Source organism: Bacillus testis (genome assembly GCF_001243895.1).
Lineage (GTDB): Bacteria > Bacillota > Bacilli > Bacillales > DSM-1321 > Bacillus_AD > Bacillus_AD testis.
Map to the genome: position 1 here is coordinate 2,449,161 of NZ_LN851186.1, position 12,936 is coordinate 2,462,096.

Sequence of the window (12,936 nt, forward strand, 5' to 3'; positions counted from 1 at the left end):
AATATTCAATATTGTCATTCAAATATGATAAAAGCATCTATATCTTTTTATAGAAAAATGTATCCTCATTTTCGAACCCATATTGGGCGGCATTGAATATTTGCTCCGTACTTCCCACGAACAATACGCCTCCGGGTTTCATCGATGCACTGAACTTGCGGTAAAGCATATCTTTCGCTTCCTCAGTGAAATAAATCATTACATTGCGGCATACAATCAAGTCATAGCCCGTATCGAAAGAGTCTGATAATAGATTCTGCTTCTTAAAAAGAATATTCTTCTTTAGATTTTCATGTATGGCATAGTAATCTCCATTTTGAGTGAAATGCTTTTCCTTCAAATACAGCGGAAGCTCCTTCATTGAACGTTCATGATAGCGCCCCAACCTGGCTTGGTTCAACACAGCTTCATCAATATCGCTCGCAAGGATATGGTACCGGTCGGCCTGAAGATGCTTGGATAGAAGCATCGCCAGCGTATAAGGCTCATCCCCGGTCGAACAAGCTGCACTCCATACTTTAAGCACCCCATTGCGGCTCACCAAGCGGGGAAGGATTTTTTGGTCCAGTACGTCCCACCTCTTGGCATTGCGATAGAATTCTGACACATTAATCGTCATTCGATCAAGGAACTCTTCCAAACCCTGCGGTTCTTCTTTTATGTATCGGAAATATTGCTGAAAGGAGCTCAATCCTTTTTTTTCATATAAAGAGATCAATCTCCTCTTCATCTGCGCTTCCTTATAGAGCGCCAGGTCAATGCCACATAATTTCTTGATATTTTGTATAAATTCTACGAAATCGTTCCCCATATCCCCCATGCTCCATTCGACTGGAATTCTTTCTTTATAGTATAACGAATTACGGACGACTGGATGACAGTTTTTTAATAAAAATAGGCATCCAGATAAAAAAAATCCTACGATTAGATCGCAGGATTTATGATCTATTCATTCCTTCACCGGGAATTAATAGATCCATTCATTGTTTACTTTTGAATATTCAAGAAGCTCGTCCTGTTTGAAAAACAGGCCAATTTCTCTTTCAGCGCTTGCAGGAGAATCAGAACCATGGATGATATTTTTAGAAACAGTCACTGCATAATCGCCTCTGATTGTTCCTGGTTGGGAATCTTTCGGATTTGTAGCACCCATCATTGTACGTGCAGCAGCGATTACATTTTCACCCTGCCAAACCATAGCAAATACCGGACCAGAAGTGATGAAATCCACCAATTCATCAAAGAAAGGCCGTTCTTTATGCTCACCGTAATGCTGTTCTGCAAGCTCTGTAGGAATCTGCATCAACTTAGCACCAACCAATTGGAAACCCTTACTTTCAAAACGTGATACTATATCGCCAATCAATTGACGCTGAACACCGTCAGGTTTAACCATCAAAAAAGTTTTTTCCATCGTAAAACACTCCTTAACCTTTAATTATGTATAAGAATCACACAAAACAGCACAATTCCTCCAAAATACTACCACATATTCAGAATTTTAGCAAACTATCATAGAAAAGCGGAAACGGTCGTTTAGCGACGTATGAACTGCTCCCTGTCAAGTAGACAGCCGAAATAACAAAAATGCTTTAAGCGGCTTGAGCCCTAAATTCTAATGGGCTTAAGCCGTTTAATCGTTTTTGAAAACGGTCATTATTATAAAAATCTATGTATTCATCAATCGCTTTTTGTAACGCTTCATACGTCTTATATGTATGTAGATAATATTTTTCACATTTTAATGTGCCCCAGAACGATTCCATGGGTCCGTTGTCGATGCATTTCCCTACCCGTGACATACTATGTGTTAATTTGGCTTTAGTGATGATTTCCTTGAACCCATGCGATGTGTATTGATAGCCACGATCACTATGAATCAAAGGCTTTTCTTCTTTTAACGATGAGATTGCTTGATTAAGTGTATCAAATACTAATGGGTTATTATTCGAATGGCTTAATACATAGCTGACAATGGAGCCGTCATAAAGGTCCAAAATGGCACTTAAATAAGCCTTTTGTGACTGGCCATACTTGAGTTCTGTCACGTCCGTTACCCATTTTTCATTCGGTTTGTCAGCTGTAAATTCCCGATTCAGCCTATTTTCAGCTAAGTGCTGGGCAGGCGAAGACACATACCGTTTTCGTTTTCGGCGGATGACCGACTTTAACCCCCTTATATTCATAAGGCGGTATATGCGTTTCACATTCACCTTTGGTTTGTTTTCAGCTTGGCGTTTCCGATTGATGTTTAAGGCTACTCGACGGTATCCATAAATGCCATTTACCTGTGTATAGATCGCTTGGATTTCTTCCAGGATTGAACGGTTTTCTGTCTCTCGTTTGGAAGGGGAACGCTGAAGCCATTTGTAATAAGCTGCGCGCGAAACGCCCGCAATATCACATAATAAAAGAATAGGGAGATGGTCTTTCTCGTGTAATTCTTGAATCGCTTGATAGTGGGTTTTGTGGCGAATCTTCGCTAACGACGCCTCCTTTCGATTTCCTCTAACTTTTTTAAAAATAAATTTTCTGCACGCAAACGTTCATTTTCCTTTTCTAACCGTTTCATCTGTAATCTTATTTTTTCATCAGGCGTTAATTCAGCTTCGCTCCTTGTTCGTCCACGTTTATCTCTTAATCCTTCTTCGCCCTCTGCTTCAAACTTTTTTGTCCAGCTATATGCTTGGTAATAAGACACCTGAAAAGTGTCAGCTGTTAACTGATAGTCTTTCTGGTGGCTAAGACAATAAGAAACGATTTCAAGGCGTTCCTGTAAGGTTGTTTTTCTTCCCTTAGTCATAGATTGGCTCATTCCTTTACCCGAATCTTTTAATTCACTATGACTAGTATACTGGTTAATCCATCTCCTTAAAACAGACTCACTGGTAATTCCATATTTAGCGATCACCTGGGTCAACGAATAGCCACCATCTAAATAGGTCTGTACGGCTGCCATTTTTAATTCTTTTGGATATCGGGTCCATGTAGTCGCTTCTCTAAGAGCTTCCTCTCCAAACGTTTCATATCTAATCTTCCACCGTTTAATGGTTTTGTGTGATACTTGGAATTGCCTACTCAGTTCACGTAAAGAAGTATGGCCTTGGCTTAATAGATCAAGAACCGTTAATTTCAATTCATATGGGTGCTTACTTCGTGCCATAAAAATACTCCCCTTAGCTAAACAGATTTAGTTTTTTTATCTGTCTACCTAATGGGGAGCATATCAGTACAAACTGGAGCCCTTTTCCTGAGATAAAGGAAACACAGCGAACGTAGAGAGCTGATGTTGACTTATCGTAGGGAAAAGAGCGAAGTTTGCTAGTCGCTGACCGTTGGAGCTAGACACCACAGAAAAGCGGAAGTGACCGTTTAGGGACGTACAAACTGGAGTAGCTTTCTTTGAGATAAAGGAAACACGGCGAGGTACGAGCCGATGTTGACTTATCGTAGAAGAAAGATGCGAAGTTTGCTAGTCCCTGGTCACTGCAGCTGGACACCGAGAAAAGCGGAAGGGCACGTTTAGGGACGTACAAACTGGAGTAGCTTTCTTTGAGATAAAGGAAACACGGCGAGGTACGAGCCGATGTGTCTAGCTTCACCGGTCACCCCCTCGAGTCATAAGCCCCTCTCTTTCGGAAACGAAACCCATGTTTCCTGTAGAGAGGGTTCTTATGCTTTCGGGGGTAAGCACCGGTTTAGCATTTCATTGTTGACTTATCGTAGAAAAAAGATGCGAGGTTCCCAAATCTATTAACCTAAAACTCTATAAAACTCCATAAAAAACAATGCCCTAAACCCTTGCAGTTCATTGGACATTGTTTTAGCGTGATCTATCAATCGGCTAGAATTTGCGTTTGCCGATATATTTAGCGATATCCTGGAGATTCTTTCTCGGTCTTCCGTTCGGAAGCTTCTTCAACTCATCGAAGGCTTTTTGCAGGAATCTGTCGCTGATTTCGATGGACTGGTCAATTGCGCCTGATTTCTTGATCTCCTCAATGATCTCTTGCATTTCCTCATCGGAAATGCCTTCGTGGACAGTTATAATCTTTTCCCGCAATTCTTTATGCTTAAGGGCGAATAATACCGGCATGGTGATATTGCCTTGTTTCAGGTCGCTTCCAGCCGGTTTGCCGAGCACTTTTTCAGAAGCCGTGAAATCGAGGATATCATCCATCACCTGGTAGGACATGCCTACATAGTATCCGAATCGGAAAAGGGTCTTATGGGTCCGCTCATCCACGCCGGAGACAATGCCGCCCAGCTGACAACTTGTCGCAATTAGCAGAGCTGTTTTACGCTTGATGCGCCGAAAATAATTCCTCACAGTTTGATCAAATATGTACTTGTCCCTGATTTGCTCGATTTCGCCAATGCATACCTCTACGATCGTGTTAGAGATCAATTTATGGGCTGCCGGCTTTCCGACCTCCGTCATCAGTTCCTGGGCGCGGGCAAATATATAATCGCCCGTATACATGGCAACTTTATTATTCCATTTTGCTTGGATGGTCGGCGCCCCCCTGCGGAGAAGCGATTCATCAATAACATCATCGTGGACCAACGAAGCCATATGGATCAATTCCAACGCCATGGCCACTTTTTTGACAACATCTATGTCATATGTACCGAACTTGGCGGCAAGCAAAACAAAAACCGGACGGATTCTCTTGCCCCCTGCCTGCAGCAAATGAAGCGATGCTTCATGGAGCAGAGGATCGCTCGCTTGGATGCTATTTTCCAACTCTTTTTCAATTGTTTGCAAATCTCCATTCAACAAGGAGGACAACATTTTATATTTCATACGAACCACCCAGCTTTATTTTCATCAATTGCTTTCATTTCTTGCTTTATAACCAATATGTGTGGCAGCCACACCGCCAGTATGGGCTTTATAGGCCACATTCGTAAAGCCTGCTTTTTCAAACATCTTGGCAAGTTCCTTCATTCCAGGGAACTCCGAAGCCGATTCCTGAAGCCAGGAGTATTCCTGATAGNTCGGGGGTAAGCACCGGTTTAGCATTTCATTGTTGACTTATCGTAGAAAAAAGATGCGAGGTTCCCAAATCTATTAACCTAAAACTCTATAAAACTCCATAAAAAACAATGCCCTAAACCCTTGCAGTTCATTGGACATTGTTTTAGCGTGATCTATCAATCGGCTAGAATTTGCGTTTGCCGATATATTTAGCGATATCCTGGAGATTCTTTCTCGGTCTTCCGTTCGGAAGCTTCTTCAACTCATCGAAGGCTTTTTGCAGGAATCTGTCGCTGATTTCGATGGACTGGTCAATTGCGCCTGATTTCTTGATCTCCTCAATGATCTCTTGCATTTCCTCATCGGAAATGCCTTCGTGGACAGTTATAATCTTTTCCCGCAATTCTTTATGCTTAAGGGCGAATAATACCGGCATGGTGATATTGCCTTGTTTCAGGTCGCTTCCAGCCGGTTTGCCGAGCACTTTTTCAGAAGCCGTGAAATCGAGGATATCATCCATCACCTGGTAGGACATGCCTACATAGTATCCGAATCGGAAAAGGGTCTTATGGGTCCGCTCATCCACGCCGGAGACAATGCCGCCCAGCTGACAACTTGTCGCAATTAGCAGAGCTGTTTTACGCTTGATGCGCCGAAAATAATTCCTCACAGTTTGATCAAATATGTACTTGTCCCTGATTTGCTCGATTTCGCCAATGCATACCTCTACGATCGTGTTAGAGATCAATTTATGGGCTGCCGGCTTTCCGACCTCCGTCATCAGTTCCTGGGCGCGGGCAAATATATAATCGCCCGTATACATGGCAACTTTATTATTCCATTTTGCTTGGATGGTCGGCGCCCCCCTGCGGAGAAGCGATTCATCAATAACATCATCGTGGACCAACGAAGCCATATGGATCAATTCCAACGCCATGGCCACTTTTTTGACAACATCTATGTCATATGTACCGAACTTGGCGGCAAGCAAAACAAAAACCGGACGGATTCTCTTGCCCCCTGCCTGCAGCAAATGAAGCGATGCTTCATGGAGCAGAGGATCGCTCGCTTGGATGCTATTTTCCAACTCTTTTTCAATTGTTTGCAAATCTCCATTCAACAAGGAGGACAACATTTTATATTTCATACGAACCACCCAGCTTTATTTTCATCAATTGCTTTCATTTCTTGCTTTATAACCAATATGTGTGGCAGCCACACCGCCAGTATGGGCTTTATAGGCCACATTCGTAAAGCCTGCTTTTTCAAACATCTTGGCAAGTTCCTTCATTCCAGGGAACTCCGAAGCCGATTCCTGAAGCCAGGAGTATTCCTGATAGCTCTTTGCAAAGAACTTTCCGAATAGCGGCATGATATGCTTAAAGTAAAAGTAGAAGCCTTGACGGAATACCGGCATGGTCGGTTGGGATGTTTCCAAGCAGACTGCCATTCCTCCCGGCTTCAGCACACGGTTCATTTCATTAAGCACTGTCTGGTAATCAGGCACATTCCGCAAGCCAAAACCGATGGTCACATAATCAAAGCTATTGTCTTCAAACGGAAGGCTCATCGCGTTGCCGTGTATGAGTTTGACGTTATCCAGCTTCAGCTGCTTCACTTTCTCTTGTCCGACACTTAGCATATTCTCGCTGAAGTCCAGACCGGTGACAAACCCATCCTTGCCGACAGCTTCAGCTAATGCGATTGTCCAGTCGGCAGTCCCGCAGCAGACATCCAGGGCCTTGCTTCCCGGTTGGACGCCCATAATTTTCATGGTACGGTCACGCCATTTAATATGCTGTTGAAACGATATGACAGAATTCATCTTATCGTAATTTTGAGAAATATTTTCAAAGACTTTATGTACTTTTTCTTCCTTTTCATTCTTTGATGGTTGCATGTTTACCCTTCTTCCCCGTTTGACGTCAAAATTACTGGTTCTTCTGCCAGTCGCCCAGCATAAAAACCAGCTACCGACGATCCTTTCAATTCCTGTTGATGCAGTTCTTCTATGCATAATGCCTGGACTTCCTGCATGATCGTTTCAGCTTGCTGCTTCAAGCTCTCTATCTGTTCTTCTGCAAGGCTGGCCAGTTTCTCTGAAAATAGCAATCCTGACAAAGCTTGATAGAATGGCGCATCTCCCTTTTCGATAAAAGCCTGGCGCTCTTTTTTCAGCCGTTCAAGCAACAGGAAGTTTTCAATGAAATTCCGGTAGCGCGGAACGGTGAAGCATTCTTCAAGCTTAACAATCAACGCAGCTTCTATCACCTTAACCGCATCCAACAACGACGCCAGATCGCTATAGTGTTGTTCATAAAAAATGATTTTCTTTTCATTGACATCCATGATGCCTTCCGACAACAGACGGATCAAATCATTATTTTCCGTTTCTGCGAGGAGGCTGTAGTACAATCCGCTGTAATAATCACCTGCAAGCACGGTAAGCTGCCGCAATTTCAATGCATCGTTTTCAGCATGGCCATCCGGCGATGTGACGTCATTATGGACATCTAGCGCGGCCTGGACAAGGAGAGTGGCGGTTATGTATTGTTTTCTATCTTCCTCAGGGATATTCAGTTCATTCAAAATTAAAATCAGCAATAAGAGCTTCTGTTCTTCAATCACAGGCTCATTTAAGTATCGGCGCAAGTATGGATGATATGCTTCTGAAATGATGTACTCATGCAAGTCCCTACTGTACGAAAAAATATTTTCCATTATTTATCACCCTTGTACCTTGATAGTGAAATAGGATAGGTATTCCTATTATGTTTGACTATTAACAGGCTTTTCACAACGAAAAGCCATTGTTATTATAGCATAAAAAAACTTGAGTAGGTTCTTGCCAGTGCAGAGATTTTGTCCCCCACACCATTCCCTATTGGGGACTTAGGTAACGACGCTCTTATTTACGTTCGCTTTCGACTTCACCGAACGCCGTCAAGATCTGAGCATGGCCCCGTACTTTAATGGCTGATGTATGCTCGGTGAACTGAGCAATCATTACCTCGCCTGTATCCAATTTCTCCGAGTGATGGAAACGAGTATCGGACCCTCTTGTCAATCCGATCACATTTACGCCGTCTTCCTTCGCCTTAATGATGACATACTCTTCATTTTTCTCTGCCACTCTAATCCACCTCCATTCGCTAAAAATCCATTCAGTTTTTGATCAGTGACAGCACTTCTGAACGCGACCGGGCATCGGAGGCAAATATTCCTCTCACAGCCGAGGTGACTGTCTTAGCGCCTGGCTTTTTGACACCTCTCATCGTCATGCACATATGCTCTGCTTCCACGACAACCATCACACCATGCGGTTCAAGGCTTTCTAAAATACTGTCTGCAATTGTCGATGTAATCCGCTCTTGCAGCTGCGGCCTTTTCGAAACAGATTCCACCGCCCTAGCCAGTTTGCTTAAACCGGTGACCTTTCCGCCTCGGGGAATGTATGCCACATGGGCATGTCCGTAAAAAGGAACAAGATGGTGCTCGCAAACGGAATAAAAAGGAATATCTTTCACTAACACCAATTCCTCATGCTCTTCGCCGAACACGGTTTGGAAATATTCCTTTGGATCCTCATTCAATCCCGAAAAAATTTCCTCATACATTCTTGCCACCCTTTTCGGCGTATCCACAAGCCCTTCACGTTCAGGATCCTCGCCTACTGCTTCAAGAATCATCGTAATTGCCTGTTCAATTTTCGCATGGTCTACTTTATTCATACCCATTTCTTCCTCCATCAATCAAACCATCTATCAGTCAAATGATTATCGTATGTATTTATCAAGCTATTTTGGGAAACAGCCTTGCCCTGTATGGGAAAAGGCGTAACTAAGCTGCCTCCATCCAAGAAAGAGATGAAGCTAGACGGCTGCCTCTTCCATCAAGCAGCCCGGTTCCTGTTCTGTCTCCTATCCATCATAAAAAAGTCATATTATCATATTAGCACAGATACGAAAACACAATCAAAAAAAGGGGCACTTTCCGCCGGTCCTTTTTCTTCCTGTTCTGTGCCAAACAAAAGAAAAAACCCCTCGCACACATTGCATGCGAGGGGTTTTATGTAGATATGCCAGGCAGTGCCTGATTAATGCTGAAGCTTATAAAGCCTCCCGCACTAACAGGTTAGCATTACTTGACTGCATCTTTAAGTGCTTTACCTGGTTTGAATGCAGGCACTTTGCTTGCAGCGATTTCGATCTCTTCCCCAGTTTGAGGGTTGCGACCTTTACGTGCAGCACGCTCACGCACTTCAAAGTTACCGAATCCGATAAGTTGTACTTTATCACCAGATTTCAAAGCATCCAAGATTGTATCAAAAACAGCATCAACAGCTTTAGTTGCATCTTTCTTAGAAAGTTCGCTAGCTTCTGCAACTGCATTAATTAGTTCTGTCTTGTTCATGCCATTCACCTCCTCCCAAAGGGAATTTCATTTTCAACATCCGTATTAATCCATACATGTTGTAGAATGAAAGTTCGTTTTAATGTTATGTTTATTAATAACTTCCAGACAGTAAAGACTGTCAAAAGTCGATTTTTATCCTACTCTATCTCCAAAAAGAAATCAAGTGGCAATCGAGCCCGACAACATGCCTTAGAAGTTAAAAAACGGAGTAAAACCCTATAAAATCAACACTTTATCTGATTTACTGTATGTAGATTATCATAATAAAATCTCGTTATCAAGAGAATTCAATAAATAATGGTAATCTTTTGAGGAATTGTTGCATTTATTTTGGAATTACCATGTTATTATGCCATTCTTCCCCAAAAAGGGTGGCATAATCCCTTTTTTATTAAATATTTGTGACAATTGTTACTCCCGTTGGGATCGGCAGCAAATCTCTTGATTTTTCTTTATGACATGCATACCAAAAAGGCTGTTCCAGTTATGGAACAGCCTTTTTGCCTATAAAATGATTGCGATCAGTCCACCCGATCCTTCATTGATAATGCGCTCAAGTGTTTCTTTCAGCTTGTAGCGGGCGTTTTCAGGCATCAATGAAAGCTTAGCCTGAATGCCTTCGCGCACAATGCTGCTTAAGGAGCGGCCGAAGATATCTGAACTCCAGATTGACAAAGGATTCTCCTCAAAATCCTGCATCAAGTAACGGACAAGCTCTTCACTTTGCTTCTCAGTTCCGATAATCGGCGCGAACTCTGATTGAACATCCACCTTAATCATATGGATAGAAGGGGCGACAGCTTTCAATCTGACCCCAAAACGAGGCCCTTGGCGGATAATCTCCGGTTCATCCAGGCTCATATCAACCAATGAAGGCGCCGCAACACCATAGCCGGTCTGTTTGACCATCTTTAACGCGTCTGCAATCTGGTCATATTCCGCCTTCGCATGCGAGAAGTCCTGCATCAATTCAAGCAAGTGGTCTTTGCCCCTAATTTCTACCCCAACGATTTCCTTCAGGATGCTGTCGTACAGTTCATCCGGCGCATAAAGATCGATTTCAGCTACACCCTGGCCCATTTCCATCCCCGCCAAACTAGCGTCCGCAATAAATTCAAAATCTACGAACTGATGGACGACCCGGTCTACATCCCGGAGCCGCTTAATATCTTTAACCGTTTCTTTCACAGCGTTTTGGTAGCTTTCTCTTAACCAATGATTGTCTCTCAGCACCATTACCCAGCTTGGAAGATTGACATTCACCTCTAGTACAGGGAACTCATATAAGGCTTCCCTGAGGACGTTCATGACATCACTTTCACGCATGCTCTCAACGCTCATCGCCAGCACTGGGATATTATACTTCTCTTCCAGCTTAAGGCGGAGATTTTCCGTATCAGGATGGTACGGCTGCACAGAATTTATGATAATGATGAAGGGTTTCCCTACTTCTTTCAGCTCTTCGATGACACGCTCTTCCGCTTCCAGATAATCTTTTCTCGGAATCTCACCGATCGTCCCGTCCGTCGTAACGACGACACCCAGCGTAGAATGGTCCTGTATGACCTTGCGGGTACCGATTTCTGCCGCCTCGTGAAAGGGGATCGGATCTTCGTACCACGGCGTATTGATCATTCTCGGCCCGTTTTCATCCTCATAGCCCTTTGCTCCCGGAACCGTATATCCGACGCAGTCCACCAGGCGGATATTCACTTCAAGCCCCTCTTCCACCCGCACGGTTGCCGCTGAATTTGGAACAAACTTAGGCTCTGTTGTCATAATCGTCTTGCCGGCTGCGCTTTGCGGCAATTCATCCATCGCCCGCGCCCGGTCGGCTTCGTTCTCCATATTAGGAATAACAACTAATTCCATGAATTTCTTAATGAAAGTTGACTTACCTGTCCGAACGGCGCCAACAACCCCCAGATAAATGTCCCCCCCGGTCCGTTCGGCTATATCTTTAAAAATATCGACTTTTTCCACGAGATTCCCTCCCGATATTAGAATGCTTGGGATATGATATCCAGATGTATTTAGTTAAAACAATATATATCTATGATGTTGTCCTATAAAAATATGCTTTCTTTTTCCTCCTTCACCGAAAAGATCTGGCAGTCATTGCTTGGTTCTTCCATACCGAAAACCGCCAAACTTCAGTATTTTAAACCCCCGCCAGCCATTCATCCGCTTGCTCAACAAACATAAAACAGCAGGATGATGTATGAAAAGGTGATAGAAATTCCTTATTTTCATGTATAAAAAAACCCTTCTTCTACAATATATTTTGCAGAAAAAGGGTTATGCCTATTTCAATAAGAATACTGGCTCGTTTTTTTCATCAATTGTATAGGGCAATGAAAATGCGGGAGCATAAAATGAATCTTCCATCAATACAGCCCGTATATCCTCTCCCTTTTTATAAACATGTTTGCTTTCCTTAAGCGATGCCATCAGGTCCGGCGTATAATCGGCATAAACTCCTCCCTTGGCATCGTAGACAAGCCCAAGCTTCGCATGGGTGTAAGGGCTTTCCACAACCGGTGCCTCTTTATATCCGAGCTTTTTATAGTCCAGCAGAAACACCGATTTAGCCAATGTTTCTTTATAAGGCGGATATTTGTTTTTATCGAGGTACACCGACAGGCGCATATGGTAATCCTGGATCACATCAGCGATCCTCAAGTCATAGATTTTGACTGTTGGCTTCTTTTCCACGTCAACAAGGACATATTGGAACACTCCCCCGCTCTCATAGGCATTGCCCGGCGGTTCGGCCAAATATTTTGCTTTCAATTTAGTGAAGTCGATCGGGTATTTTTGGTAATAAGGCACCGTCGCCTCTTGGTTTTTAATCGGCAACAGGCCACCCGAATCGGAACGGTATTGATCCACCGCCTTCTGGACCGATGCGATCTGATCCTCATAGCCTATCTTATTCTCGCTTTTCTCGCTCTGCGGATACATACAGCCCGAAAGCAAAGCCAGCATCACCATCACCATTGTTGCCAGATATGTTTTCTTCATAAATGATCCCCATCTTTTCTTAGTTTGTAGGCCCGCTAAGCACGACAAACAGAATAATAAGCCCTGCCAATACCATCAATATGTAGGCAATAACAGCCGTAACAATCTTAAAAAAACCTTTCAACTTATAGCGGCTGAAATAAATGCTGAATAGCGAGATAATCATAAATCCCATCGCTATAAACGATATCCACATTTTTTGCAATCCTGGCGTCATCCTTAGTGTCACTCCCCCAAATAATTACTGAATAACCAAAAACGCACACCGGCCATCTTTTCCATTATAGTATAAAATTTACATGAATGAATGCAATACTTGCATAATTACCTGTTTAAAAAGAAATTTTTCCGGCTACGGCACACTCCATCCCCTCATGGACATAAAAAAACAGGGAAAAGCAAATTACTTTTCCCTGTCAATCGACTAAAATCCATATTCCTTCCAGGTCTATCACTTTTATCTGTGCATTACCATGCATCATATGCATTCTTGGTAAAGCAGGTGCCCGCGTCGG

At 43.1% G+C, this 12,936-nt stretch carries 13 protein-coding genes and 1 pseudogene; all 14 read right to left on the reverse strand.

What is annotated here, in order from left to right; genetic code table 11:
* Positions 1 to 37 precede the first annotated feature (37 nt).
* Positions 38 to 811 (reverse strand): CheR family methyltransferase, encoded by a 774-nt coding sequence (locus tag BN1765_RS12375; RefSeq protein ID WP_050615429.1) that lies wholly within the window; start codon positions 809 to 811, stop codon positions 38 to 40.
* Between the two features lie 156 nt (positions 812 to 967).
* Complete coding sequence (gene ndk, locus BN1765_RS12380) at positions 968 to 1,414, reverse strand: nucleoside-diphosphate kinase (RefSeq protein WP_050615430.1); 447 nt, start codon at positions 1,412 to 1,414, stop codon at positions 968 to 970.
* Between the two features lie 178 nt (positions 1,415 to 1,592).
* Positions 1,593 to 3,163 (reverse strand): IS3 family transposase gene (locus tag BN1765_RS19820; protein WP_147554191.1). Its coding sequence is split into 2 segments (ribosomal slippage): positions 1,593 to 2,521 and positions 2,521 to 3,163, totalling 1,572 coding nucleotides; the frame shifts between segments, so codons are not numbered across the junction.
* A gap of 681 nt (positions 3,164 to 3,844) precedes the next feature.
* Positions 3,845 to 4,807, reverse strand: coding sequence for a heptaprenyl diphosphate synthase component II (gene hepT, locus BN1765_RS12395; RefSeq protein WP_050615432.1), 963 nt, complete (start codon positions 4,805 to 4,807; stop codon positions 3,845 to 3,847).
* 24 nt (positions 4,808 to 4,831) lie between these two features.
* Positions 4,832 to 4,999: pseudogene (locus tag BN1765_RS19590) on the reverse strand (class I SAM-dependent methyltransferase); the annotation flags it as partial.
* A 166-nt stretch (positions 5,000 to 5,165) separates the two neighbouring features.
* The gene (hepT, locus tag BN1765_RS12400; protein ID WP_050615432.1) at positions 5,166 to 6,128 is read right to left on the reverse strand and encodes a heptaprenyl diphosphate synthase component II; all 963 of its coding nucleotides are present in this window, start codon (positions 6,126 to 6,128) and stop codon (positions 5,166 to 5,168) included.
* Positions 6,129 to 6,152: 24 nt separating this feature from the next.
* The gene (locus tag BN1765_RS12405; protein ID WP_050615433.1) at positions 6,153 to 6,881 is read right to left on the reverse strand and encodes a demethylmenaquinone methyltransferase; all 729 of its coding nucleotides are present in this window, start codon (positions 6,879 to 6,881) and stop codon (positions 6,153 to 6,155) included.
* Between the two features lie 2 nt (positions 6,882 to 6,883).
* Positions 6,884 to 7,702, reverse strand: coding sequence for a heptaprenyl diphosphate synthase component 1 (locus BN1765_RS12410; RefSeq protein WP_050615434.1), 819 nt, complete (start codon positions 7,700 to 7,702; stop codon positions 6,884 to 6,886).
* A 187-nt stretch (positions 7,703 to 7,889) separates the two neighbouring features.
* On the reverse strand, positions 7,890 to 8,114 hold the full coding sequence (gene mtrB, locus BN1765_RS12415) for a trp RNA-binding attenuation protein MtrB (RefSeq protein WP_050615435.1): 225 nt from the start codon (positions 8,112 to 8,114) through the stop codon (positions 7,890 to 7,892).
* Between the two features lie 31 nt (positions 8,115 to 8,145).
* Positions 8,146 to 8,712, reverse strand: a complete 567-nt coding sequence (gene folE, locus BN1765_RS12420; RefSeq protein ID WP_050616759.1) for a GTP cyclohydrolase I FolE — start codon at positions 8,710 to 8,712, stop codon at positions 8,146 to 8,148.
* Positions 8,713 to 9,121: 409 nt separating this feature from the next.
* Positions 9,122 to 9,394, reverse strand: a complete 273-nt coding sequence (hbs, locus tag BN1765_RS12425) for a non-specific DNA-binding protein Hbs (protein ID WP_019242034.1) — start codon at positions 9,392 to 9,394, stop codon at positions 9,122 to 9,124.
* Between the two features lie 507 nt (positions 9,395 to 9,901).
* On the reverse strand, positions 9,902 to 11,380 hold the full coding sequence (spoIVA, locus tag BN1765_RS12430; protein WP_050615436.1) for a stage IV sporulation protein A: 1,479 nt from the start codon (positions 11,378 to 11,380) through the stop codon (positions 9,902 to 9,904).
* A gap of 321 nt (positions 11,381 to 11,701) precedes the next feature.
* On the reverse strand, positions 11,702 to 12,421 hold the full coding sequence (locus BN1765_RS12435) for a hypothetical protein (protein ID WP_050615437.1): 720 nt from the start codon (positions 12,419 to 12,421) through the stop codon (positions 11,702 to 11,704).
* Between the two features lie 19 nt (positions 12,422 to 12,440).
* The gene (locus tag BN1765_RS12440; RefSeq protein WP_050615438.1) at positions 12,441 to 12,638 is read right to left on the reverse strand and encodes a DUF2768 domain-containing protein; all 198 of its coding nucleotides are present in this window, start codon (positions 12,636 to 12,638) and stop codon (positions 12,441 to 12,443) included.
* Positions 12,639 to 12,936: the final 298 nt, after the last annotated feature.

Excerpts from the sequence above, each read along its gene's own strand:
- BN1765_RS12375 (WP_050615429.1), bottom strand. The coding sequence starts at position 811 with ATGGGGAACGATTTCGTAGAATTTATACAAAATATCAAGAAATTATGT.
- ndk (WP_050615430.1), bottom strand. The coding sequence starts at position 1,414 with ATGGAAAAAACTTTTTTGATGGTTAAACCTGACGGTGTTCAGCGTCAA.
- hepT (WP_050615432.1), bottom strand. The coding sequence starts at position 4,807 with ATGAAATATAAAATGTTGTCCTCCTTGTTGAATGGAGATTTGCAAACA.
- hepT (WP_050615432.1), bottom strand. The coding sequence starts at position 6,128 with ATGAAATATAAAATGTTGTCCTCCTTGTTGAATGGAGATTTGCAAACA.
- BN1765_RS12405 (WP_050615433.1), bottom strand. The coding sequence starts at position 6,881 with ATGCAACCATCAAAGAATGAAAAGGAAGAAAAAGTACATAAAGTCTTT.
- BN1765_RS12410 (WP_050615434.1), bottom strand. The coding sequence starts at position 7,702 with ATGGAAAATATTTTTTCGTACAGTAGGGACTTGCATGAGTACATCATT.
- folE (WP_050616759.1), bottom strand. The coding sequence starts at position 8,712 with ATGAATAAAGTAGACCATGCGAAAATTGAACAGGCAATTACGATGATT.
- hbs (WP_019242034.1), bottom strand. The coding sequence starts at position 9,394 with ATGAACAAGACAGAACTAATTAATGCAGTTGCAGAAGCTAGCGAACTT.
- BN1765_RS12435 (WP_050615437.1), bottom strand. The coding sequence starts at position 12,421 with ATGAAGAAAACATATCTGGCAACAATGGTGATGGTGATGCTGGCTTTG.
- BN1765_RS12440 (WP_050615438.1), bottom strand. The coding sequence starts at position 12,638 with ATGACGCCAGGATTGCAAAAAATGTGGATATCGTTTATAGCGATGGGA.